Below are 24,584 nucleotides of genomic sequence, written 5' to 3' on the forward strand. Positions count from 1 at the left end.
GGTTTGAGTTCCTAATTCCGCAGTTTGTAGCCAGAGGCCAATAGTCGTAGTGTGCAAAAGCACAGTACGGCGAATACGCCCGCGACGACCGCCAGACTACGCCAGGGCGAGACATCGGAAATAGAGAAAAATCCGTAACGGAAGCCGTCGATGGTGTAGAAGATTGGGTTCCAGTGCGAGACCTTTTGCCAGAAGGGCGGCAGGCTGTGGATAGAATAAAACACGCCTGACAGGAAAGTGGCCGGAAGAATCAGGAAGTTCTGGAATGCAGCCAGCTGGTCGAATTTTTCGGACCATAAGCCCGCGATAATGCCCAGCGCCCCGAGAATGCCGCAAGCCAGAATGGCAAACGTCAGGACCCACAACAGATTTTGGGGTGGTAGCGGGGTAAAGAACAGGGCGACGACCCAGATCGCGAAACCTACTGCCAGCCCACGCGCAATGGCCGCCAGCAAATACGCGCCGAAAATCTGGCGGTGCGAAAGCGGGGGAAGCAAAACGAAAACCAGGTTGCCCGTGATCCGGCTTTGTATCAACGATGAGGACGGATTCGCAAACGAGTTCTGCAACATGCTCATCATCATCAGGCCCGGAATCAGAAACGAGGTATACGGCAATGTTCCGTACACCTGCACCCTGCCTTCGAGCACATGGGCAAAAACCAGCAAATACAGCAACGCCGTCAGTACCGGCGCGGCAATAGTCTGAAAGCCGACTTTCCAGAAGCGCAGCAGCTCTTTGCGCAACAGGGTCGGGAAGCCGGACCCCAATCCGCTTTGCGGCTGTGTAATGGGCGCCTTCATGCCAGGATCTCCAGAGAGCTGTCGCCATGCATGATACGTACAAACGCATCTTCGAGGTCGGTGCCACCGACGCGTGCAAGCAGTGACTGTGTGGTGTCCAGTGCCACGATGCGTCCGCTCTTGAGCATGGCGATGCGTCCGCACAGCGCCTCGGCCTCTTCAAGATAGTGCGTGGTCAGCAATATCGTGTGCCCTTCCTTGTTCAGGCGCGAGATGAACTCCCACAAGGTGCGGCGCAAATCGACGTCGACCCCGGCAGTGGGTTCGTCGAGGATGATGACCGGAGGACGATGCACCAGCGCTTGCGCGACCAGCACACGACGTTTCATGCCACCGGACAGGGCGCGCATGTTGGTATCGGCCTTGTCTGACAGGCCCAGGTTAAGCAGGATCTCGTCGATCCAGTCGTCATTCTTGCGCAGCCCGAAATATCCGGACTGCAGGCGCAATGTCTCGCGAACCGTGAAAAACGGGTCGTAAACGAGTTCTTGCGGCACCACACCCAAAGACCGGCGCGCCTGCTTGTATTCGGTGACGACGTCGTATCCGCAGACACTGGCCGTTCCGGAGGTGGCGCGTGCCAGTCCCGCCAGGATGGAAATCATGGTGGTCTTGCCGGCACCGTTCGGTCCGAGCAGGCCGAAGAACTCACCTGGCTCGACCGACAGACTGACGTCGTTCAGCGCCTGAAAGCCTTGTCGCTTCGGGGTTGATGCCGAGAACAATTTCGTGAGCCCCCCCGATTGCGGAGGATAGATCTTGGATACGTTTTGTAGTTTAAGCGCGGACATAATGAAAAAGCCTGGCTCGTGGTTGAGCCAAGCTCTCTATTATATAGATCGACGGCCGCTCCCCGGGCTTCAGGCCAATATCTATTGATTTTGGCGGTTGAGAGCGTCGATCAGCCCGTCGATACCGTTCTGGTTGATCTGTTGGGCGAACTGATTGCGATAGTTTTGAATCAACCAGATGCCTTCGACGTTGAGGTCGTAGATTTTCCAGCCCTCGGACGTCTTTTCGAGACGATAATCCACGCCCACTGCCGGGCCGTTGCGCTGTGACAGGCTTGAGCGCACCACGACATCATCGGCGTTTGCATCGCCGCGGAATGGCAGGATCTGCAGCGAAGAGACTTCGTCGACCTTGGACAGGGCTCCGCTGTAGGTGCGGATGAGTGTTCCCTTGAATGCTTCGACCAGTGCCTTTTGCTGCTGGGGGGTCGCCTGGCGCCAATACCGGCCGGCGGCAAGACGTGTGGTTTTCTCCAGGTTTACGTACGGAAGCACGTACTCATCAACCAGTTGGTTGATGCGGTTCAGGTCACCCTTCTGGGCGGCCGGTTCGTTGCGAAGTACCTCGAGCGCATTATTGCCAACGGTTTCGACGAAGTCGTTCGGCGCGGCATGGGGATCGACCTGCTTGGTCGCGCTAGCCGGCAGCGAAAAAACCGTCAACAGCAGTAAGACAAAACCAAGTTGAAGTAGCTGGGTGAAACGAAATCGTGATGCTGAAAAATTCATAAATGTCCCAGGTTATTGCGCCGCAGGAGCAGTACCCGTAGCGGGGGCAGGTGCCGCCGTGGCGTCATCGTCTTCATCGTCCGAGTAATCGGGCAAATTGTCGTCGGAGTAATATGGCAGTGAGCCATACGGGGCGCCGGGAGCCACATGCTGGCCTTCTACCAAGGCCTTGCGCCGCTGGATGTAAGCGTCGCGAATGAAGCTGTATCGATCAAGCGCGATCCGGTCTACGAGATCGTCGGCATCCAGCAGTCGTTCACGCAAATCGATTGCGGCGACTGCGAGAATCGTGTTGCGCAATGGCACGTTGTCGATTGCCATGATACCTGTATAGCTTGAGGCGCCAGCGAGGGTCATGGCACCAATTCCAGCGCCGTCCCGTACGTTGCTGGAACCCAGGAAGGGCAGAACAACGTAAGGACCAGGCTTGAAGCCCCAGACTCCCAGGGTAACACCGAAGTCGTTCGGGATACGCTTGACGCCGTTCTTGGAGGCTACGTCGATACAGCCACCCAGGCCCATGGTGGTATTGAAAAGCACCCGCCCGAGCATGTTGACGCCGTCGTGACCACGTCCCTGCAGGAAGCTGTTGACCGAGGCCCAGAGGTCGGCCATGTTGGCGAAAATATTATGAATACAGGTTCGCGCCGGTTCGGGAGTCAGGTCGCGGTAGCCTCTTGCGATCGGTTTGAACAAAGCCTTGTCCACCGCTTCATTGAACTGGAACATGCTGCGGTTGTAGCTTTCCCAAGGGTCTTCGGGTGTTGGATTGGGCACGCTGGCACATCCTGCCGCGACACCCGCCAGGGCCAGCGTTGCGGCCAACCGGCCCAACCGCGTAGTGGTTTGAGTATGGATCGCTTCGTTATTGTTCATGAAAGTTCAAGGCTTGTTGTCAGTGAGGTGTCGCCGCGTCAGGGTTGAGCCGCGGGTGTTGCGGAGCCTTCTTTATCGGCCGAGCTGTATAAAAACTTGCTGATCAGCTCTTCAAGCACTACGGCACTCTGTGTGTATTGTATGCGTCCGCCCTGTGCAAGCATTTTATCGTCGCCGCCAGGGGTCAGTCCGATATATTGTTCGCCCAGCAGTCCCGAGGTCAGGATGGACGCGGACGAGTCGGCGGGAAACTCAAAGTGCTCGTCCAGGTCGAGGGTGACCAGGGCCTGATACATCTGATTATCGAACTGTATGCCACTGACCCGCCCCACGACTACACCGCTGCTCTTGACCGGTGCACGAACCTTCAGACCGCCGAGGTTGTCGAAATACGCTTGCACCTGGTAGCTGCGGCTGAATGAGAACGAACTGAGATTGCCGGCCCGAAGAGCCAGGAACACCAGGGCGATGATGCCCAACAGTACGAACAGGCCGACCCAGAAATCGGTTTTTTCACGCGTCATGATGGTTGTTCCGAGTTAATTGCTGAACATGAGAGCGGTTAGCAGGAAGTCCAGGCCCAGTACGACCAGCGCACCGCTGACTACGGTGCGAGTGGTGGCCTTGGCAACTCCTTCAGGCGTGGCGCGGGCATTCCAGCCTTCGTAAAGCGCGATGAGCGTGACGGCGATGCCAAATATCAAGCTCTTGATAACGCCGTTGGCTACGTCCTTGAATACGTCCACGCCGCTTTGCATTTGCGACCAAAAGGCGCCGGGATCAATTCCAATAAGCAGTACACCTACGACCCAGCCGCCGATAATGCCTACCATGGAGAAGACGGCCGCCAAGATGGGCATGGCAATGACGCCGCCCCAGAACCTTGGCACCAGGACCCGGCGTACGGGGTCGACCGCCATGACTTCCATGGCAGAAAGCTGCTCGCCGGCTTTCATGAGGCCGATTTCGGCAGTAAGCGATGTGCCTGCACGTCCAGCGAACAGCAGCGCTGTGACGACGGGCCCCAGCTCGCGGGTCAGGGACAAGGCCACGAGCAAGCCCAATGCCTCTTCAGATCCGTAGCGGTTAAGGGTGTAATAACCTTGCAGGCCTAGTACAAAGCCGACAAAGAGGCCGGAAACCGCAATAATGATCAGCGAGTAGTTCCCAATGAAGTGCACTTGCTGCGACACAAGGCCGGGGCGTCGAATGGCGGCGCCACTGCGCGCCAGGATCAGCCATAGCAGGCGCGCGAAGGCACCTAGACCGAAGATGAAATTGACGACCCAGGCACCGATTGCCCGAATTGCATTAACGGGGTTCATGGCCGGCCTCGCTGCTGGCCCAGCCACTGCTTGAAGGCCTGTGTCTCGGGGTAATGGAAGGCGATGGGGCCATCGGGCTGGCCATCCAGGAATTGCCGAACATAGGGGTTGGTGGATTCTGACAGGGTGGCTGGCGAGCCTGATGCCAGCAGGCGTCCTTGGCCTACGACGTAAACCTGATCTGCTATCGCGAAGGACTCGATGACATCATGTGTGATGAGTATGGAGCCGCAATTGAGGCGGTCGGTCAGGTCACGGATGAGCTGGGCTGTGATTCCCAATGAAATTGGATCAAGACCGGCGAACGGTTCGTCGTACAAGATAAGTTCGGGCTCAAGGACGATTGCCCTGGCCAGTGCGACACGACGCGCCATGCCGCCGGAGATTTCAGAAATCTTCAAGTGGGCGGCAGCGCGCAGGCCGACGGCATTAAGTTTGTCGAGGACGCATTCTACGATCTGGTCTTCGGATATCTGTGTGTGTTCGCGCAGTGGGAAGGCGACGTTCTCGAAGACGTTGAGGTCTGTGAACAGGGCACCTTGCTGAAACAGCACGCCCATGCGCTGCCGAAGCTTGCGAAGTTCGTCTGGCGTGGCTTTTGCGACGTCTTGGCCGAAGGCTGTGATGCGGCCCTGTTGGGCGGTAATCTGGCCGGTGGCGCCGCGCAGCAGTGTGGTCTTGCCCGATCCGGAGCCGCCCATCATGGCAACGACCTGTCCTCGCTGGACCTGTAAGTCGATGTCGCGCAGCACGGTGAAATCGCCGTAGCCAAGGGCTACGCCTGAAAAATCAAGTAGCTGTTCCGGGTTTTGGCTCGAATGGGGTTCCATGTAAATGCGGGCCTGATGATCAACTGGGCATTGTATCGTGACTCTATGGGAACGGGTTTTGTTCTGTTGTTTTCGGTGAGGGGATTTGTTTGTTTTATGCGATATCGGTGTGGATGGGCCTGGATTGATATCGCGGTGTGCTCGCTTGGTTGGGTATTGGAGGTGTGTTGTCTGGGTTTTAAGGGCGCCCCTGCGCTGTGGGGGAGGCCTCGGGCAGTCAGCGCCGGTCGGCCTCCGGCCCGCCTGTCCGCTTCGTCAGCGCCTTCGCGCTCCCTTCAGCGGCGCCTGGCTCTCCCGACAACGTCTGCCTGAGGCCTCCCCCACATCACAGGGGATCCGGTTTCGTGTGGCGCGACTTTCATACTTTAGGGCTGGTTGTGGTCCTTAAATGTTTCAACACTTAGGCGTTTATGTCGTCCCGCAGGTTGGGAGACGGCGGTTCGTCCAAATCAGATACGACGCTACTCTGGAGGTGAATTAGGGTCCGGTATGGATAAAGAGCTACGGCGGCTCATAGGCGCGCCGTTGAACGAACTCAATCTAGTCCCAATCCAGACGCAGCAGCTCTATCCGAGGGCAGGGGCGCGAACCGCGCACGGAAGGAGCGGTGGTGGCAGTCCGCACACGAGTCTTCGAGCCAGACGAGTCGCAGCCTGCCAAAGCAAGGCAACTCGCAGAGCTTAACGAGGCAGCGTAGTGCTTCCCATCAGGAACTCGTCGACGGCTCGGGCACACTGACGGCCTTCGCGAATTGCCCAGACCACGAGCGATTGACCGCGCCGCATGTCACCAGCCGCGAACACCTTGGGTACCGAGGTTGCGTAGCGCTCTGTATCGGCCAGAGCGTTTCCTCGAGCGTCGGTGTCGACAGCGAATGCGTTGAGAACCTCTTGCACAGGCGACACAAAGCCCATCGCCAGAAGCACCAGGTCAGCCTGCATGTCGAAGCGGGAATCCTTGATCTCGCGCATCTTCATTTGTCCGGTGGCAGGATCGCGACTCCAGTCTACCCGTACCGCAACGAGCTTCTGGACCTGGCCGTCCGAGCCTTCGAGCGCCACCGTTGAAATAGCCCAATCGCGCTCGCAACCTTCTTCTTGCGACGATGAAGTGCGTAGTTTCAGTGGCCAGTAAGGCCAGGTGAGTTCCTTGTTTTCAGATGCCGGCGGCTGTGGCATGAGCTCGAACTGGGTGACGGAAGCTGCGCCCTGGCGAATGCTGGTGCCCACGCAATCAGATCCCGTATCTCCGCCACCGATAACCACTACATGCTTACCCTTGGCCGAGATCTGATCTTCAACTCGAGCACCTGCATTGGCCTGGTTTTGCTGTCGCAGAAAGTCCATCGCGAAATGGACGCCTTTCAGTTCGCGGCCGGGTACCGGCAGGTCACGCGGGGTTTCAGATCCGCCGGCCAGCACCACGGCATCGAACTCTTCGTAAAGCGACTCTGGCGTGCGTACGGTCAGCCCATCAGCGGCGTGAGCCGGGTTGCCCACATAGGTGGAAGGATGAAACTCGACGCCCTCGGCTTCCATCTGTGCCAGTCGGCGGTCGATGTGGGACTTGGCCAGCTTGAAATCGGGGATACCGTATCTCAGAAGGCCTCCGATGCGATCGCTTTTTTCGAACACGGATACTGCGTGCCCCGCGCGCGCCAATTGCTGGGCACAGGCGAGGCCCGAAGGACCCGATCCGACCACGGCGACCTTCTTGCCTGTCTTGCGGCTGGGAGGTTGTGGCTGTACCCAGCCATTGAGCCAGCCGTGGTCGATGATCGCGTGTTCGATCGACTTGATGCCTACCGGATCGTCATTGATGTTCAGCGTGCACGCTGCCTCGCAGGGAGCTGGGCAGACTCGGCCTGTGAATTCCGGGAAGTTGTTCGTGGAATGCAGCACGTCCAGCGCTGCGCGCCAGTCCTGCCGGTAGACCAGATCGTTCCAGTCAGGAATGATGTTGTTGACTGGGCAGCCCGTAGTACAGAATGGAATGCCGCAGTCCATACAGCGCGCGCCTTGTATCTTGGCCTGTTCGTCGTTAAGTGACTGGACGAATTCCTTCCAGTGCTTGACACGCGTAAGTGGTGCCTCTGTGACTTCGTGCACGCGTTCAAACTCGATAAAACCAGTAATCTTGCCCATTGCGTTCTTCCTCAGGCGGCGACTTGTTGCAGGTTTTCCGCTGCCCACAGTTCCTTCATGGCGCGGCGATATTCATAAGGCATGACCTTGACAAAGGCCTGGCGCGAGCGGTTCCAGTCGCTGAGGATGTCGCGGGCTCGGAAGCTGCCGGTGTAACGGTAATGCTCCTCGATCAGGCGCCGCAGGATGGATTCGTCGGTTTCGCGCTCGGCACCGCGCGAGGGACAATGCCAGAACTCTTTCTCGTCGGCTTCAAGCTGTTCGTGATGGCTAAGCACTTTTTCAAGTTGCACCATGGACAGGTTGCAGTAGCGCATGAAGGTGCCTTCCGGATCCCATACGTAGGCTACGCCGCCCGACATGCCGGCGGCGAAGTTGCGTCCGGTGGCACCCAGCACGACAACGGTACCGCCTGTCATGTATTCGCAACCGTGGTCGCCGGTACCTTCGACGACTGCCGAGGCGCCTGAGTTTCGTACTGCGAAGCGCTCGCCGGCCACGCCGCTGAAGTAGGCCTGGCCGCTAAGCGCGCCGTACAGCACCGTGTTGCCGACAATGATGTGTTCGGGGCCGTAGCCACGGAAGTCGTTGGGAGAGCGCACGATAATGCGTCCACCCGACAATCCCTTGCCAACGTAATCGTTGCCTTCGCCGACCAGATCCAGGGTAATGCCATGGGCCAGGAACGCGCCAAAACTTTGACCGGCAGTGCCATTGCATTGAATGTGAATCGTGTCGTCAGGCAGGCCTTCGTGCCCGTAACGTGCTGCGACAACGCCCGACAGCATGGCGCCAATGCTCCGGTTGCGGTTGCGAACTGGCGTGATGAATGACACCTTTTCGCCCTGCTCGATCGCGGGGCGTGCGCGTTCGATGAGTTGATGGTCGAGCGCCGAGGCAAGGCCGTGATCCTGGTCGTCAACCTGTCGCAGGGGCGAGTCCGACTTTACTTGATGGAAGACACGCGAGAAGTCGAGTCCTTGCGCTTTCCAGTGCTCAATGCCGGCGCGGGTATCCAGGAGGTCGACGCGGCCGATAAGGTCGTCGAACTTGCGAATACCCAGTTGAGCCATGATCTCGCGCACTTCTTCGGCAACGAAGAAGAAATAGTTCACTACATGTTCAGGCTTGCCCGTGAATTTCTTGCGAAGCTCGGGGTCTTGTGTTGCCACACCCACGGGACAGGTGTTGAGGTGGCACTTGCGCATCATGATGCAGCCTTCGACTACAAGCGGAGCGGTGGCAAAGCCAAACTCGTCTGCACCGAGCAGGGCCCCGATGACCACATCCCGGCCGGTTTTCATCTGACCGTCGGCCTGGATGCGGATGCGGCTGCGCAGGTTGTTCAAGATCAGGGTCTGCTGGGTTTCAGCCAGGCCCAGCTCCCACGGCGTGCCGGCGTGCTTGATTGAAGAAACCGGCGAAGCGCCCGTGCCGCCGTCGTGACCGGCAATGACGACGTGATCTGCCTTGGCTTTGGCGACCCCCGTGGCTACTGTGCCCACGCCGACTTCAGAAACGAGCTTGACCGATATGGCGGCTTTCGGGTTGACGTTTTTAAGGTCGTGAATAAGCTGGGCCAGATCTTCAATCGAATAAATGTCATGGTGTGGCGGGGGCGAGATCAGGCCGACGCCGGGCACGGAATAGCGCAGCTTGGCGATGTATTCAGATACCTTGTGACCGGGTAATTGGCCGCCCTCGCCGGGTTTGGCGCCTTGGGCCATCTTGATCTGAATCTGATCCGCACTGGTCAGGTATTCGGCGGAAACACCGAACCGGCCCGAGGCCACCTGCTTGATGCGCGAACGCAGCGAGTCGCCCGCGGCAAGGGGTACATCGGCTTCCACGCGTTCTGCGCCCAAAATCGAGGCCAGTGTGTCTCCCTTTTTGACGGTGCTTTTTCCGGCACGCATTTCAGGGCGATATCGCAGCTCATCTTCACCACCTTCGCCTGTGTTCGACTTGCCACCGATACGGTTCATTGCCACGGCAAGAACGCTGTGAGCTTCGGTCGAAATGGAGCCGAGCGACATGGCGCCCGTTGCAAAGCGCTTGACTATTTCTTTGGCCGGTTCGACTTCGCTCAGCGGAATGGCCTGGGCAGGGTCGGCACGGAACTCGAAAAGACCGCGCAGGGTCATGTGGCGACGCGACTGGTCGTTGATGATCTGGGCGTATTCCTTGTAGGTGGAATAGTTGTTGGACCGTGTGGAGTGCTGGAGCTTGGCAATGGAGTCGGGGTTCCACATGTGTTCTTCGCCCCGCACCCGGAAAGCGTAATCGCCTCCGGCGTCCAGCGCGTTTTCCAGTACCGGATCGTCGCTGAAGGCGGCCCGGTGAACGCGCAATGCCTCTTCGGCAATTTCGAATATGCCGATACCTTCGATGTTGCTGGGTGTGCCGGTGAAATACTTTTCAACCAGGGCGGAATTCAGGCCGACGGCCTCAAAAATCTGGGCACCTGTGTACGACATGTAGGTCGAGATGCCCATCTTGGACATTACTTTGTTGAGCCCTTTGCCGATGGCCTTGATGTAGTTCTGGATGGCCTTGTCGCCCTCTGGCAGCGTGGCCAGTGTTTCGAGCGCAAGATAGGGATGGACGGCCTCGGCTCCGTAACCGCCGAGCAGGGCGAAGTGATGTACTTCGCGTGCGGAGCCGGTTTCGACGACCAGGCCGGTGCGAGTCCGCAGCCCTTCACGGATAAGGTGCAGGTGAATGGCCGATGTAGCCAGCAAGGCCGGAATCGCCACACGTTCGGCGTCAGCCTTGTAGTCGCTGACAATCAGGATGTTGTAGCCGCTAAGTACGGCATCGGCCGCGTTGGAACACAGGGCCGCAAGACAGGCTTCGATACCTTGCGCGCCCCAGGCTACGGGATAGGTGATGTCCAGCTCGATGCTGCGGAACTTGTTGCCGGTGATCTGCTCGATATTGCGGATCTGGGCCATGGCTGCAAAGTCCAGAACAGGCTGACTGACTTCGAGGCGCAGAGGCGGATTGACATTGTTGATGTCAAGCAGATTGGGCTTGGGACCAATGAAAGACACCAGCGACATCACAAGCTGTTCGCGAATGGGGTCGATAGGAGGGTTGGTGACCTGAGCGAACAGCTGCCGGAAATAGTTGTAGAAAGGTTTGGAACGGTTCGACAACACGGCAAGCGGCGCATCGTTACCCATCGAGCCAGTGGCTTCTTCGCCGTTGGCAGCCATGGGCTGCAGCACAAACTTGAAGTCTTCCTGAGTCCAGCCGAAAGCTTGCTGACGATCAAGCAGCGAAGCGGTCGGTGCAGGAGCGGGCGCTGGCACCGGAGCGGGCAAAGATTCCAGCTTGATGCGCAGGCGCTCGATCCACTGTTGGTAGGGGCGGGCACTGGCCAACTGCGACTTGATCTCGTCGTCGTCAATGATGCGTCCCTGCTGCAGGTCGATAAGAAACATCTTGCCGGGCTGCAGGCGCCACTTCTTGACGATGCGATGTTCGGGGATGGGCAGCGTACCGGCTTCGGAAGCCAGCACGACCAGGTCGTCGTCGGTAATCAGGTAGCGAGCGGGCCGCAGGCCGTTCCGATCGAGCAGGGCGCCGATCTGGCGGCCATCGGTAAATGCCATGGCGGCCGGGCCGTCCCATGGTTCCATCATGGCGGCATGATACTCGTAGAACGCGCGGCGGTTTTCGTCCATTTGCGCATGCTGTTCCCACGCCTCGGGAATCATCATCATCATGGCATGAGCGAGGGAATAGCCGGACATCACCAGGAGCTCGAGGCAGTTGTCAAAGGTGGCTGTATCGGACTGGCCTTCGTAAACAATGGGGTAAAGCTTGGCCAGGTCGTCTCCCAGCACCGCCGACTGCATCATTCCTTCACGTGCGCGCAACCAGTTGAAGTTGCCTTTGACGGTGTTGATTTCGCCGTTATGGGCAATGAGCCGATAGGGGTGAGCCAATGGCCATGCCGGGAAGGTGTTGGTCGAGAATCGTTGGTGGACCAATGACAACGCGGAAACGGCGCGGGTATCTGCCAGATCGCGATAGTATTGTCCGACTTGTCCGGCCAGCAGCAGCCCTTTGTACACCACCGTGCGGACGGAAATCGACGGCACAAAATACTCTTGGCCATGCGCCAGATTCATGCGCTGGATAGCATGGCTGGCCGTCTTGCGTATGACATACAGTTTGCGCTCGAGGGCGTCCGGCACCATGATGTCGGTGCCGCGGCCAATGAAAAGTTGCCGGATGACCGGCTCAACGGCCTTGACGGTAGGCGACATGGGCATGTCGGAGTCTACCGGTACGTCTCGCCAGCCCAGCACGACCTGGCCTTCGTCGCGCACGGCGCGTTCGAGTTCCTGTTCGCAAGCCAGGCGCGATGCTGTTTCCTTGGGAAGAAAGACCATCGCCACACCGTATTCGTCTGGTGGCGGAAGCTCTACGCCCTGCGCGGCCATGTCCTCGCGATACAGGGCATCGGGTATCTGGATGAGAATACCCGCGCCGTCTCCCATGAGTTCGTCAGCCCCCACGGCTCCCCGGTGGTCGAGGTTTTCCAGGATCTTGAGTCCTTGCTGAATGATCGAGTGGCTTTTATGGCCCTTGATGTGAGCAACAAAACCGACTCCACAAGAGTCGTGCTCGTTATTCGGGTCATACAAACCCTGAGGGGACGGGTGGCCGATGCGCCGGGCGTCAATGACGACGGGCGTTGCTTTCGAGGGATGGTTCATTAGGGGCTCCGCTGCACAGAAGGTGCTTGCCAGGCGAACTGGAATGAGAAAAAACGATAGCGGTCGCCCGCCTTGATGACAAGTGTTTTTAAATAGGGTGCGTCCCTAAATAATTACGAGGTTTAGCTGGCCTTAAAAAATCGGGGACACATCTAAAAATTTGAAAAACAAGCGATTATTCAGTGGGAGATATTGCTGCGCTGCGCAAAAACTGTAGTGAATCTCACAGTAATTTTTTTATTGCCCTTGATGAGAGAGGCGCTTGGTGTTGTGATTTTTCTGCGTGTGCAAGCTGGCGAATGCACCGCAGAACCCACTGTTTTGATCACAGACGGAGCGTCAGTGCAGTGTGCTCGCGATGTCGGGGAACAGCAAGCTCATGACGTAGGGACCTCTTTGCGGGGCCGTCCCCGTTTGGCTGGAACCAGTCTGCGGGTGGATTCCCGTCCGATGCGCTCCAAAAACTGTGCGTCGCCTAATGCCCATTGTCCAAACAGGGCGCCTTCAATCTGTTTGGCTTGAGATTGACTGGGCCCCTGCTCGAGCAAGCGCCGATAGCGGGCCTGTCTTTCGAAAGGCGTGTTGCCCAGGTGCCAGTAGTCCGAATGCTCGCTTGTCCAGCGCGATCCGGGAGCCTCCTGGCCCGTATGCTGGGCGGCGGATGACCATGGCCAGCGGCCGGCCTCGTCAACATAGCCCTGTTGCACCGGCAGATGTTCGAGCCAGACCAGTCCTGGCAATACCCACGCGCCCGGTTGAAGCAAGGCGCTGCGGTAACGCTCGGAAAATGCACGGCCCTTGAGAATTCTTGCGGCGAATCGCCTGCCAAAGGCCTGCATCATCCGCGACATGGCCGATTTGTCTGCGGGGCTGCCAAGCAACACCAGACGGTCATTGAGCAAGGTCCACCCATGAACCGGTACGCGCTCTTCCAGGGCGGCATCGCGAAACCATGCGGCAAGGGAATCCAGGGTAGCCGAGGGAGTGGGTTCGTGAGCCGACGCCAAGGCGCGATGGAATCGGACTTGGATAAGCTGGGGCGTATCGGGTGCGTAAAGGCGCGCGAGTCGGGCCATGGCACAAGTTTCTATGGCCGGCCGGTAGGCCGAAGGGCAATATTGCATAATACAGCTTGAATTGGAGGCTGTGCACGGTTTGTAGTAACTGCTACACACCCGCGCGTCTCCCGGCGTTAATCTTTTAGGAGGGCGTTGATGTCCAATAAGTTGGAAGTGCTGAGCGAACACCGTTGTTTTGAAGGCATGCAGCGTTTTTATAAGCATGATTCGAGTGCTATCGGCTTGCCGATGCGTTTCTCGGTCTATATTCCACCTGCTGCGGCGGCAGATCCCAATGTCAAAGTGCCGGTGCTGTTTTATTTGGCGGGGCTCACCTGCACCGAAGAGACCTTCATGATCAAGGGGGGTGCTCAGCAGTGGGCAGCACGTCATGGAATCATGCTTGTGACGCCGGACACCAGCCCGCGCGGCGCCAATGTGCCCGGCGAAGACGATGGTTGGGATTTTGGAACAGGCGCAGGTTTTTACCTTGATGCCACCCAGGAGCCCTGGAGCAAGCATTACCGGATGGAAAGCTACGTCGCCGACGAGCTGTTCCGTATAGCCACCACCGAGCTTCCAGGCGACGCTACACGCGCCGGTATATTCGGACATTCAATGGGTGGTCACGGCGCACTTGTGCTGGCACAGCGGCACAAGGACAAATACCGTTCGGTATCAGCATTTGCCCCAATCTCTTCACCTACCAAATGCCCTTGGGGTCACAAGGCGTTTTCGGGCTATCTGGGCGATGACAAGAAGCAGTGGGAGCAATACGACGCTTCGTTGCTGATGGAAAAATCTCAGTGCCCGTTCCCCGGCGGAATTCTGGTGGATCAGGGCATGGCCGATAATTTCCTGGCCGAGCAGCTATATCCAGAAGCTTTCGAGGCTGCTTGCAAGGCGGCCGGCCAGCCCTTGACGTTGCGTCGTCATGAAGGTTACGACCACGGTTACTACTTTATCTCAACCTTTATGGAAGATCATATGGCCTTCCATGCGAAGCAGCTTAAAGCCTAAATAGTGACCGAACTGACGCTTGCCCCGCCGCACACGTAAAGTGTCTGGCCCGTGATGAAACTGTTGGCTGGATCGCAGAAAAACATCACGGCGCGGGCAACGTCGTCAGCCCTTCCCAAGCGCTGCACCGGAATGCCCTTGGCAATATTGGCTTCGCGTTCGCTCCCGGCGGGAACGACGTCGTAGAACATATCTGTCTGGATGGGGCCCGGTGCCACGACGTTGACGGTAATGCCTGAGGCTGCCAGTTCAAGAGACCACGTACGGGCCATTCCGACCATGCCGGCCTTGGTTGCTGAATAGGCGGTTCGCGTGGGCAGGCCCAGGGCACCACGGGACGACATCAACACGATTCTTCCAAACTGTTGTTGCTGCATTGCGGGCAGGCAGGCCTGAGTGATCTGGATGGCAGACCCCAGATGTATCTGTGTCAGGCCCTGGAGTTCGTCGAGCTTTACGTCGGGTAGCAGATTGGGCCAGATGACACCGGCGTTGTGCACGAAATGCGTCACAGCGAAACGCTGGGACACTTCGGCTGCAGCTTGCTCGGTGGCAACGGCATCCGACAAATCCACCTGTACATTGTGCAGCCGCTCGTGTGTGAAGTCAGCCGCACGCCTTGCCATTGATATGACTTCGTATCCTGCGTCCAGCATCTGACGCACGATCTCTGCGCCGATACCGGCACTTCCACCGGTGACGATTGCGGTATTTGAAGAGCTCAAGTCTGGTCTCCTGGATTCGGTGTGTAGGGGCTGTTGGGCGTCAGTGCCAACACTCTCAGTGGGCTGCCCGAGCCGCTGCGGATCTTGAGCGGCGCCGAAAAGATTACTGCTCCCTTGGGTGGCAACTGATCCAGATTGGCCATGCACTGCAAGCCATAGCGGTTGTTGCCATGCATGTAATAGTGACACGGAAAAGGAGGGTCAAGATGTTGGGCCTGCCCTGCATCCGTACCGACCGACTCCGTACCAAAACCATGAACGTCGCGTTCCTTGATCAGCCAGGGAACAACGTCGGCGTCAGGGCCGGGCGAATGCGCGCCTTCATCATCCATATTGAGGTAGTCACCGGGCTTGTCACGTTTGGACCAGTCGGTGCGCATGAAGACCCACGACCGGGCAGGAATGCGACCGTGAACCGCTTCCCATTTTTCGACAAAGTCGATGGTCAGCAGGAAGTCGGGGTTCTCGCGTGATTCCTTCGAGCAGTCAATGACACAGGCTTCGGCAATGAATGCTTCGATGGGGATGGTGTCGACTGTGTTGTTGGGTTGGTTCTTGCCGCTTATCCAATGGACCGGTGCGTCAAAGTGTGTGCCGGTGTGCTCGGAGCACGAAAAATTATTCCAGTACCAGGCGGGACCGCGCTCGTCATATCGCGAGATCTCCTCGATTCGAAACGGCCAGGCTTGCCCGAATTCCGGAGGCAGGACAATGGTCGGGAAATCCGGAGTCAGTGTTTCGGTCAGGTCGACGATTCGGATCTTGCCTGCCAGCAGCTCGGACATGAACTGGCCCAGTACGGAGGTCGTCATGGTGTTTCCTTGTGATTCAGATGAAGGCGGCATCAACCACCCAGCTCGATCTCGAGTACCTTTGGATTGTCGAGCATGCGCGCACGAAATTCCTGGGCAACGTCACCCACGTAGGCCTCTTCAACACCGTCTTGCAATGCCTTGACGACAGCCTTGGCCAGGGCGACTGGTGCCACTCGGGGCGGCGGAGTCAGTTGCTGCCATTCGTAGTCGAGAGGACCGGTAAAGATATTGACGACACGGATACCGGATGGTCGAAACTCCGCTCGCAGGCATTGGCTCATGGACAGTGCTGCAGCTTGTGACGCGGACCAGATTCCACGCGACGGCAAACTGACATGTGCGTAGATGGATAGGATATTCACCCACGCTACAGCACTGTTTACACCGTCGGCTGCGCGACTCGCCATGCCTGGCCCAAAGTGCTGTGCAAGGCGCATCAGGCCCACGCAATTGGTGTTGAGAGAATCTTGCAGTCGTGTGATGTCGCGGTTGTAAAGCAGGCCGCCCTCACGCTCATGGCCGGCGGTATTGACCAGAATTTCGACCTTGCCGCCGATGGATCGTGAGACCCGCTCGACCGAATCGGTATCTGTGACATCCAGCGCCTGGGCCTGAATGCGGTCATCTTTACACAGGGCATCAAATGGCGCTGACTTTCTCCAGGGGGTAGGGTCGCCCACAAAGACAGTGGTCGCGCCGGCGTCGAGCAATGCCTTGGCAACGGCCATACCGACTTCTGATTTCCCATCCGTGACCAGAGCGCGCCGGAACTTGGGATCGCACGACGTTTCGCGCAGGGTCTTGTCGTCTTCCATATGTGCAGTGCCCTTGTCAGGAAGCGCAATCACAACGGCCTGACCGCTGCGATCGAGTTTTAAACAGAGTTTGACGGTTTCACCTTCGACGCAGTCACCATGAATATGTGCTACGACACTTGGACCGGCATCCAATTGCACGGTGCCGACGCGCCACGGAAGCCGCTCGCGAAAATACAGGTCGGTGCTGTGGTGCAGCGTGGTGGTTGCTATCAGTTTCCCCGAAGGGTTGACTGGCTGCCAGCGCAAACGCTCCGAAAGACAGTTGTGGCACACTTCGCGCGGCGGATACTGTACGGCTCCGCAGTCTTGACACACCTGCAAATCAAAACGGCCCTCGGCTGCCGCCGCCGCCAATCCTTTCGCGCGGCGGCTGCGACTGGAAGGTGGAATCGTGGGCTGGCGGGTGCGCGCCGTCGGGTCTTTCTTGCGGGGCCGGGTCAACGGATCTGTCATAGGTCGCTCCGGGCAAGCAGGGCGGCGGCAGTACACAGGCCGCGGTCGTAATTGATCATTCCAAAGCCGCTTACCAGTCCGATTCGAGCGTCAGCCACCTGGCGCGAGCCAGCGGTGTCGGTAAGCTGCTGCAAGGTTTCGACCATTCCCAGGTAGCCTCCGGCCGCGCCGGCCTGCCCGACCGATAACTGGCCGCCATTGGTATTGAACGGAAAGCTGCCGTCGAAAGTGAAGGTATGCTTGCGCACGAACTCCGGGCCGCCGCCTTTCTCGCAAAAGCCGAGGTCTTCGATCTGCATCATGTTGATGACCGGGTAGTCGTCGTAGGCTTGCATCAGGTCGACATCTTCCGGCCCCACATTGGCGTGTGAATAGAACTCGTCACGATCCACCGTCCAGCCGCCACGCATCTGGATAGCGTCTTCTTTCCAGGCATTGTGTCGTTCGATCGTTGACAGGATACGCACAAATGGCAGCTTGAGGCTTCGTGCCCGGTCTTCGGTCATCACCAGGAAGCCGTCGGCACCCGCGCACGGCATCACGCAATCGAACAGGTGAATCGGGTCGGCAATGACTCGCGATTGCAGGTACTGCTCGAGTGTGAGAGGCCTTTTCATCAGGGCATTGGGATTGTGCAGCGCATTGTTTCGTTGCGCGACACACAGCTTGCCGAAGTCTTCGCGGGTGGCACCTGCCTCGCGCATGTAATGGCGTGTCAGAAGGGCGAAGCTTGCGTTGGGGCCACCGGCCCCATACGGGTACACGGCGTCTTGGGCGAATCGGGAGAACTGACTTACCGTGGCACGAAAGGAGTCGACGTGATTGGTGTCGCCTGCAATGCAGGCCACAATGCTTGCGTCTCCGCTTTGAACCGCGCGCGCAGCTCGCCGCAGGCCGATGACGCCGCTGGCCCCTCCCATGGGAATGTGATCCAGCCAGCGAGGCGACATGCCCAGATGCTGAGTCAGGCCGACGGCTGTGTCGGGAGCCAGAGTGAAGCTCGATACGCACATGCCATCGACATCGTCCTTGGCAACTCCGGATTGCCGGATCAATTCTGCCAGTGCCCGTCCCAGCCACCAGTGCGCACTGTCGATGGAGTAACGGGCATAAGGTACGGTCACGGGAACCGTGGCGACAACGCCGTCATAGCCGGTTCGGCGTGTGCTCATGGTGCTTCCTGCCGCTTTTTCAGGTCGCGTGTGTCGATGCAATGAGCCGTGCCAGGCAGTGTGGGTGCCAGCTTCTTGAGCTCGCCTCGTTGAATCTTGTTGGTGGGTGTCAGGGGAAGCGCGTCTACAAAAGCCACGTATCCGGGTACCTTGAAGTACGAAAGCTGGGTCAGGCTCCACGAGACGATGTCACGCGCGAGCCGCTCCATGTCGGACGCTTCGGGCTTGGGATCGCATACCAGGCAGGCCAGCACTTCGTCCCCCCGTATGGCGTCGGGAACGGCGGCTACAGCCGCCGCCTTGATGGCCGGGTGCTGCAAAAGCGTACTTTCGACTTCGACGGCGGCAATGTTTTCGCCACTGCGCCGAATGACGTTCTTCTTGCGATCCACGAAATGCAGATAGCCCTGAGCGTTGCGCCGAACGATGTCGCCGGTGTGGAACCAGCCATCTTTCCAGGCTTCGTCAGTGGCCTGGGGGTCTTTAAGATAGCCGGCAAAGAAACCGAAGCGGGGATTGTCTCCGGCGTGGCGTACCAGCAATTCGCCCTCTTGATCAGGGCCCACAGGTTCGCCTGCATCATTGACGATGCGCACCTGGACATCGTCCTGTTCCTTGCCGAAGCAACTGGTTCCGATAAAGCGTGGCTCGCGGTTGGCAATGATGACGGCGCCCGAGCCTGTTTCGGTCATGGCCCAGGCCTCGAGCAGGGGAATGCCGAAACGCTTTTCGAAAGCTGCGTGCAGACTGCGGTCGATACCGGCGCCAAAGCCGAAGCGCACTTGATGATCAGTGTCGTCCGGGCCCTCCGGTGCCTTCATCAAAATGGCGGGCATAACTCCCAGGTAGTGGAAGACGGTGGCGCGTGACTCGCGTACGCTGGCCCACCAGGTACGGGGGTGAAAGCGGTCCAGAAGGATCAGGCAGCCGCCGGTAACCACCATGGCCATGGTCGAGCAGGCCATTGCATTCATGTGAACAAGCGGCAACGGTGTCAGCATGCGCTCTTTACCCGCTTGCAGGCTCGCCAGGCCTCCGACGCCGGCGTACCAGTTGCCGCAGTGCAGAAAGTACTCGTTGGGCAGGATGCAGCCCTTGGGTCGACCCGTGGTTCCCGAGGTGTACAGCAAGGCGCATTCGGTTTGGCTGTCGGGCGTGCGGGCGGCATAAGGCGCCGGCGTGGTGGCCGGCGGAGGGGGGTCGTCGTTGGCAATGATCTGCAGGGGGCTGCCGGCTGCCTGGGCAGCGGCGCGCAATACGTCGTGGTGCGAGCTCAGCGCTACAGCCAGAATGATTTCCGAGTGGCCCACCAGGTATTCCAGTTCGGCGGCGCGAAGGTCGGCATTGATAGGTACAACCGAAACGCCCAGTGCGTTGAGTGCAAACCAATGCAAGAAAAACGAAGGGCGGTTTTCAAGTAAAAGTCCAACCCGGTGGCCGTGACCGTAGCCCGCTTTGTCGTAGGACTCTTTCAGGGCTTCAATCGCCGCCAGCGCTCCCTGATAGCTGAGTTCGCCTGATGCGATGCTATAGATTTCGGCGGTTTCGGGCAGTACCTGTACAAAGGGGTTGGTCGGCCAATTTCTCGTTGTTTCTACAAATGCCTGATAGACGGTTGACGACAAGACGCTGCCCCTTTGTTACATAAGAAGTTGAATGCTTCGCATGGCCGCGTCGCAGTTGACGAGGTCGACCCGCTTGAGCTTGATGCGCAGTGAGCCTTCGACATCAAGCAGCTCGAATGTCGACCACCCGGCAAAAAGTGTTTGCTGATCGAGGCGGCTTTCAACGTAATGGAAGGCGACGCGGACAGTGTACTGTCCCTTTTCGGGCGCATGCCAGGGGTGAGAGGTTTCGATTTCGGGTCGTGCGAGCAAATGATGGCTGCGGCTGCGCGGCTGTTGCGAGAAAGTGCGCTGACCAGCCAGACGTTCGATGCGAACACGCAGCAGCAGCTTGTCTTCGTACAGCAACGAAGCATGCAGGCGCGGATCTTCCTGGTCGTGCGCCAGTGGCATCCAGTAGTAAGCGTCTTCGGTAAGAAGGTCGAGCCACTCTTCGAAGCGCTGCTCGTCGAGCATGCGCGCTTCAGCGTAAACGAAATCAATCAGTTGCTGATCGGTGAAGCCGCTCATGCTGTCTCCTTCTGTTTCATGCTCGCTGTCATGTAGCGGGCCCATGCACGGTACTGGTTACGCATTTGCCACTCGTTCGTTCCGTTCGTGACCTCGTTCTTGCGGTTCACTTCGTCAGGGTCGTAAAGACGTGCCACGTTCACCCATTCGAGCCCGCGAGAATGCAGGCCGTGCTGTGCTCGCTCGTAAACTTCGTGGTCATCATGGCCGACCATCGAAGTGGGTGCATTGATCAGACGGTTGTACATCAGGGTACGTTCAAGGAGCTTGTCCGGAGCGCCCACCAGACGGAACGTCCACGATTCCACCAGCGTCTTGTTGGCTGCCAGCGGCTTAAAGATGCGCAGCGTTTGAATCGGCCCCTTTACCATGATGTTGGGGAAGTAGGTGGTGTTGTGGCGCACGTCGCCAAGAATCTGTTTGGCCCGCTCTTCGCCATATGCAGCGACCATGCTCTCGGCATAGCCGGGGATATCGGAGTACGCCGCGTGAATGGAATCGCTGACTCCCGTATGGCCGTGGCCGTTTTCCCACACACGAATACCCATGCCCTCAAAGAATTCGTAATTGGAAATGAACGGTGCAAACTGCTCGACGGCCATGGGCTTGGGCGTGCCTTCGGGGGCTTCGTTCCAGACACGTACCGCAGTACCGGCCGAGGACTCATGCGCGACCATCGGATGGCAGGTGTCTGTCTGGTTGTCGACCAGCATCTTCCAGTTGCAGTCATGCATGTAGCGCAATACTCCGCCGGCTACCTCGAGCTTGCCTTCCGGCGAGCGATCGATCATGTTGTCGATGGTACTTAGCGATTCGCCAAAGAACTCTTCGAAGCTCTGACCTTCCGGATTGAGGCGGCAGAATATGAAGTCGCGATAGTTGCGCACGTTCTGTACCTGCGCCATACCGCCGGCCGCTTCAGTCTGTTTGAAGTGATCGGGGTCGTATCCACGCTTGAGGGGCAGCGCCAGAAGTGAGCCGTCAGTCTTGAACGACCAGGCGTGATACGGGCAGCGGAAGAACTTGCCGGTGTTGCCACAAGGGTCATTGACGACCATGACCCCCTTGTGTGGGCAGCGGTTATGCAGGACGCGAACCGAATTGTCGTTGTGACGCACCATGACTACCGGCTGGTCGCCCACCGTGGTGGTGAAGTAGTCGCCCGGATTGGGTATTTGACTGGCATGGCCAACGTAGACCCAGGTGTTGGCGAACAGGTGCTCCATTTCGAGCGCGAATATTTCGTCGTCGATGAACAGGTCGCGGTGTACCTCGGAAGGACGCACCAGCGCCTGGATAGCTTCAGGATTGTCGCGATAGCTCATGGGTGCCTCTTTAAAAATGGCTCGGTCAGCAGGCAGAAGTCCGATCAGGCGGCGAGCTTCAGGTCTTCGGCCAGCATTGTGTCAAGCTTGTTGCCCTTGTCATCCGCCAGTGCAGCCTCACGCAATTCGCGCAAGCGTTGTGCGGCATCAGGCCGCCCACGCAAACCCGCCGCAGCGGCGATGAGCCGACGATATTTGCTTTCGCCGCGCTCGTGCGTGTCGCTGTAGCCCTTGACCAGGCGACGGCAGTTGACGATTTCAACGGCCAGGTCGTAATCGACCGGAACAGTCTCCTGGATTAGTCGCAGCCACGCTTCAAGACTGGCAACTTCAATGCGGTGACGCAGGGTGCTGCGACGGAAACGGCGCATGCCTGCCAGTGTGTACAGCATCAGAAAGCCCGAGAGGGTTCCACTTTGCAGGAACCGGCCCTTGCGGCAGAAGCGCTCAAGGAAACCGCTGGCCATCTTTGAGTTTTCTACCCATCGGCCCAAAGGCGCGGGCATGGTGCCACACAGTTCTTCGACGCGGGGGTGCATGTACTCGGTGGTGTACAGGAGTTGATCGTCCTTGGCGCCGACTTCGTCACGTACCCGGTCAAAGCGGGCCGCACGCGTCTTGAGATCGGCTACGCGAATGACGTCGTCGTATGCCATGGCAACGGCAACATAGCGCGCAGCCGCAGTGGTCAATGCCCAGTTCTTGGCGTCGCCGCCATGCTCGGCATCAAGGTTGCGCAAAGTGCGGACACGGTCCAGATATTTGGCGCCGTATGCCGGGTCCTGAAAATCGATGACGCGGCGCAAACCGGCTACGAGCATTGGCTGGGAAGCCGCCGGAAAGTTCTGGCGCAAATCGTCAAGCAGTTTGCGGACACGAGGGCTAGGTGCCGTGTCGGGTACGGCGGGCAATGGCCTTTCAGTGGCGATGCGTTCCGGCGTGGCGGGTGCATTGGCCGCGGCATCGAAGCCCAGGGCAAATGCGCGCAGACTGGCTTCGACGCCCACTCCGCCGCGACGGATGGTTTCTTCGAAATCTTCACGACTGAACGGCAGGGTGCCGCTGCCGGCAATTGCTCCAAAGAGGCTGGCGCTGATGACGCTGCCCGCCTGGTCGGCAAGGGCTTGCAGATCGACACAAATAAATCGTTTGGCGGCTGCCTCGCCGGCCTCGATGACCTTGTTCGAATCGGCGATGCCATTGCCGCGCGCCGACTTTTCGCCCACCGCATAGCTGCGGTGCGACGAGGCAATCAGGGTGCTGCGGTCAGGCGTGACGAGCCCGCGCTGGATGGCGCGCCCGCCTTCCATCAGTTCGGCGGCCACTACAAGATCAACGTCTCCCGGGGTGGGCATTTGCGCCAGGGCAGGTTGCCGGCCTGCAGCCTCGACGTTGGCCTCGGGAATCATTTCTACGTAATAAATGGTGGCGCCGGTGCGTTGGGCCACGCCTGGCACCGATGTCGTCTGAGCCCACCACTTGGCGTGCTCGGCCATATCGACGATCCAGTCAGCCAGGACGCCGCCGCCCTGACCGCCCATGGCGAGAATGGCGATTTTGATGGGCGTGCCCGGTTTAAGTTGAATGCTTGTCATGGATGAGCTCTTAGAACGAATATTGGTTCAGTCTTTGGGTGCGGCGGGATTGCAGGAATCCGATGACGCGTTTGCGGATCTTGGCCTTGAACAGGTCCCACTGGGTCGGGTTATGGATGAGATCGGCCCGGTAGAACGAGGGACACAGCACGGCTGCGTGTGCGACTTCGCCGCAGTTTCCGCATCCCACGCAGGTATTGTCGACGTGGGCGATGGGGTCTTCCTTGAGGGGGTCGCCGCTGTCCTTGATGGTGAGCGATGGGCAACCCGAAAGCCGTATGCAGGCATGGTCGCCGGTACAGACGTCGGGGTCGACACCAAACCGCTCCTTCACAACGCGCTTGCCTTCTTTGACGGCAGCCCGGAACTGCGGCTTGATCCGGCGCTGCTTGTTCAGCATGCACTCGGACTGCGCAATAATGACCTTGGGACCTTTCTCGGGCGTAGTCAGTGCCTCTTCGATGGTGGCCTGCACCTTCGACACACTATAGGTACGGTCAAGCACGCGCACCCATTTCACGCCTACTCCCTTTACTGCATCCACAATGGGATTGTTGGTCGAGCGGTGTTTGTTTTCAGCTCGGGACGACAGGACATCCTGTCCGCCCGTGGCGGCAGAGTAGTAGTTGTCGATGATGATGATGACGCCGTCGTACTTGTTGAAGACGGCGTTACCAATACCTGATGACAAACCGTTGTGCCAGAAGCCGCCATCGCCCATGATCGAGATCGACCGCTTTGAAGACGGCACATTGAAAGCTGCAGCACTGGAGGCACCCAGGCCGTAGCCCATTGTTGTGGCACCCAGGTTGAACGGCGGCAGAATCGAGAACAGGTGGCAGCCGATGTCGCAGGCGATATGGTGCTCGCCCAGCTTTTCCTGGGCCAGCGAAAGAGCGGAGAACACCGGACGTTCCGGACAGCCCGTACAGAAACCGGCGGGACGCGGCGGAACGACTTCGGCAAGCTGGCTGACCTTTTTCTGGAAGTTGATGGGCTGCACCGACGGCTTGCGTGACACCTGATCCACCTTCATCGGCTGGACTCGGGGCACCACAGCCGGGGCTGCATGCCCATTGGCGGCCGTGCCGTTGCCCAGCGGCCCCTGGTCTTCTTCAACGGCAATGTCGCCGTCTTCTTCCATTTCGGGCATGGTGCCGGTTGCGGTGGCGGTAGCCGTCGACCTGGCAGATACATCGGACTTGGGTTCTTCTGCGACGTCGATGACTGGCAAGGCTTC

General features: G+C 58.7%; 20 protein-coding genes. 1 reads left to right on the forward strand and 19 read right to left on the reverse strand.

All coding sequences use genetic code 11. The features are described from left to right. Positions 1-11 precede the first annotated feature (11 nt). The 10 genes from Q1J88_RS06960 to Q1J88_RS07005 all read right to left on the reverse strand — a co-directional run bounded on the left by Q1J88_RS06960 (position 12) and on the right by Q1J88_RS07005 (position 13,304). Positions 12-803, reverse strand: a complete 792-nt coding sequence (locus Q1J88_RS06960) for an ABC transporter permease (protein ID WP_301116875.1) — start codon at positions 801-803, stop codon at positions 12-14. Further along, positions 800-1,594: an ABC transporter ATP-binding protein gene (locus Q1J88_RS06965; RefSeq protein ID WP_301116876.1), complete on the reverse strand. Its 795-nt coding sequence runs from the start codon at positions 1,592-1,594 to the stop codon at positions 800-802. The genes Q1J88_RS06960 and Q1J88_RS06965 overlap by 4 nt, the downstream gene beginning before the upstream one ends. 81 nt (positions 1,595-1,675) lie before the next feature. Beyond that, positions 1,676-2,323, reverse strand: a complete 648-nt coding sequence (locus tag Q1J88_RS06970; RefSeq protein ID WP_301116877.1) for a phospholipid-binding protein MlaC — start codon at positions 2,321-2,323, stop codon at positions 1,676-1,678. A gap of 12 nt (positions 2,324-2,335) precedes the next feature. Next, a complete protein-coding gene (locus tag Q1J88_RS06975) occupies positions 2,336-3,199 on the reverse strand; it encodes a VacJ family lipoprotein (protein ID WP_301116878.1) in 864 nt (287 codons plus the stop codon). A gap of 38 nt (positions 3,200-3,237) precedes the next feature. After that, positions 3,238-3,723, reverse strand: coding sequence for an outer membrane lipid asymmetry maintenance protein MlaD (gene mlaD, locus Q1J88_RS06980; protein ID WP_301116879.1), 486 nt, complete (start codon positions 3,721-3,723; stop codon positions 3,238-3,240). Between the two features lie 15 nt (positions 3,724-3,738). Beyond that, a complete protein-coding gene (gene mlaE / locus Q1J88_RS06985; protein ID WP_301116880.1) occupies positions 3,739-4,524 on the reverse strand; it encodes a lipid asymmetry maintenance ABC transporter permease subunit MlaE in 786 nt (261 codons plus the stop codon). Beyond that, entirely contained in the window at positions 4,521-5,354 is an 834-nt protein-coding gene (locus Q1J88_RS06990) for an ABC transporter ATP-binding protein (protein WP_301116881.1), read from the reverse strand. The genes mlaE and Q1J88_RS06990 overlap by 4 nt, the downstream gene beginning before the upstream one ends. 680 nt (positions 5,355-6,034) lie before the next feature. Continuing rightward, positions 6,035-7,498: a glutamate synthase subunit beta gene (locus Q1J88_RS06995; protein ID WP_301116882.1), complete on the reverse strand. Its 1,464-nt coding sequence runs from the start codon at positions 7,496-7,498 to the stop codon at positions 6,035-6,037. 11 nt (positions 7,499-7,509) lie between these two features. Further along, positions 7,510-12,228, reverse strand: a complete 4,719-nt coding sequence (locus Q1J88_RS07000) for a glutamate synthase-related protein (protein WP_301116883.1) — start codon at positions 12,226-12,228, stop codon at positions 7,510-7,512. 377 nt (positions 12,229-12,605) lie between these two features. Beyond that, positions 12,606-13,304 (reverse strand): hypothetical protein, encoded by a 699-nt coding sequence (locus Q1J88_RS07005; RefSeq protein WP_301116884.1) that lies wholly within the window; start codon positions 13,302-13,304, stop codon positions 12,606-12,608. Between the two features lie 138 nt (positions 13,305-13,442). Here Q1J88_RS07005 and fghA point away from each other — a divergent pair, with 138 nt between their 5' ends. After that, positions 13,443-14,306 carry an S-formylglutathione hydrolase gene (fghA, locus tag Q1J88_RS07010; RefSeq protein WP_301116885.1) on the forward strand — a complete coding sequence of 288 codons (864 nt, stop codon included), beginning with the start codon at positions 13,443-13,445 and terminating at the stop codon, positions 14,304-14,306. Here fghA and Q1J88_RS07015 read toward each other — a convergent pair. The 9 genes from Q1J88_RS07015 to Q1J88_RS07055 all read right to left on the reverse strand — a co-directional run. Then, complete coding sequence (locus tag Q1J88_RS07015) at positions 14,303-15,031, reverse strand: SDR family oxidoreductase (protein ID WP_301116886.1); 729 nt, start codon at positions 15,029-15,031, stop codon at positions 14,303-14,305. The genes fghA and Q1J88_RS07015 overlap by 4 nt on opposite strands. After that, positions 15,028-15,843, reverse strand: coding sequence for a cyclase family protein (locus Q1J88_RS07020; protein WP_301116887.1), 816 nt, complete (start codon positions 15,841-15,843; stop codon positions 15,028-15,030). The genes Q1J88_RS07015 and Q1J88_RS07020 overlap by 4 nt, the downstream gene beginning before the upstream one ends. Positions 15,844-15,875: 32 nt before the next feature. Then, on the reverse strand, positions 15,876-17,117 hold the full coding sequence (locus Q1J88_RS07025) for an SDR family NAD(P)-dependent oxidoreductase (protein ID WP_301116888.1): 1,242 nt from the start codon (positions 17,115-17,117) through the stop codon (positions 15,876-15,878). After that, positions 17,114-18,289 (reverse strand): thiolase family protein, encoded by a 1,176-nt coding sequence (locus tag Q1J88_RS07030; protein WP_301116889.1) that lies wholly within the window; start codon positions 18,287-18,289, stop codon positions 17,114-17,116. The genes Q1J88_RS07025 and Q1J88_RS07030 overlap by 4 nt, the downstream gene beginning before the upstream one ends. Beyond that, on the reverse strand, positions 18,286-19,914 hold the full coding sequence (locus Q1J88_RS07035) for an AMP-binding protein (protein WP_301116890.1): 1,629 nt from the start codon (positions 19,912-19,914) through the stop codon (positions 18,286-18,288). The genes Q1J88_RS07030 and Q1J88_RS07035 overlap by 4 nt, the downstream gene beginning before the upstream one ends. A 15-nt stretch (positions 19,915-19,929) precedes the next feature. Continuing rightward, positions 19,930-20,424 (reverse strand): aromatic-ring-hydroxylating dioxygenase subunit beta, encoded by a 495-nt coding sequence (locus Q1J88_RS07040; RefSeq protein WP_301116891.1) that lies wholly within the window; start codon positions 20,422-20,424, stop codon positions 19,930-19,932. After that, complete coding sequence (locus tag Q1J88_RS07045) at positions 20,421-21,749, reverse strand: aromatic ring-hydroxylating dioxygenase subunit alpha (protein ID WP_301116892.1); 1,329 nt, start codon at positions 21,747-21,749, stop codon at positions 20,421-20,423. The genes Q1J88_RS07040 and Q1J88_RS07045 overlap by 4 nt, the downstream gene beginning before the upstream one ends. A gap of 44 nt (positions 21,750-21,793) precedes the next feature. Next, complete coding sequence (locus Q1J88_RS07050) at positions 21,794-23,344, reverse strand: indolepyruvate oxidoreductase subunit beta family protein (protein WP_301116893.1); 1,551 nt, start codon at positions 23,342-23,344, stop codon at positions 21,794-21,796. Positions 23,345-23,354: 10 nt separating this feature from the next. Beyond that, the coding region (locus tag Q1J88_RS07055) for a thiamine pyrophosphate-dependent enzyme (RefSeq protein WP_301116894.1) at positions 23,355-24,584 on the reverse strand (1,230 nt) is incomplete at its 5' end.

The sequence above is a fragment of the Pusillimonas sp. genome (genome assembly GCF_029263785.1).
In the GTDB taxonomy this organism is placed as follows: Bacteria; Pseudomonadota; Gammaproteobacteria; order Burkholderiales; family Burkholderiaceae_B; genus Pusillimonas.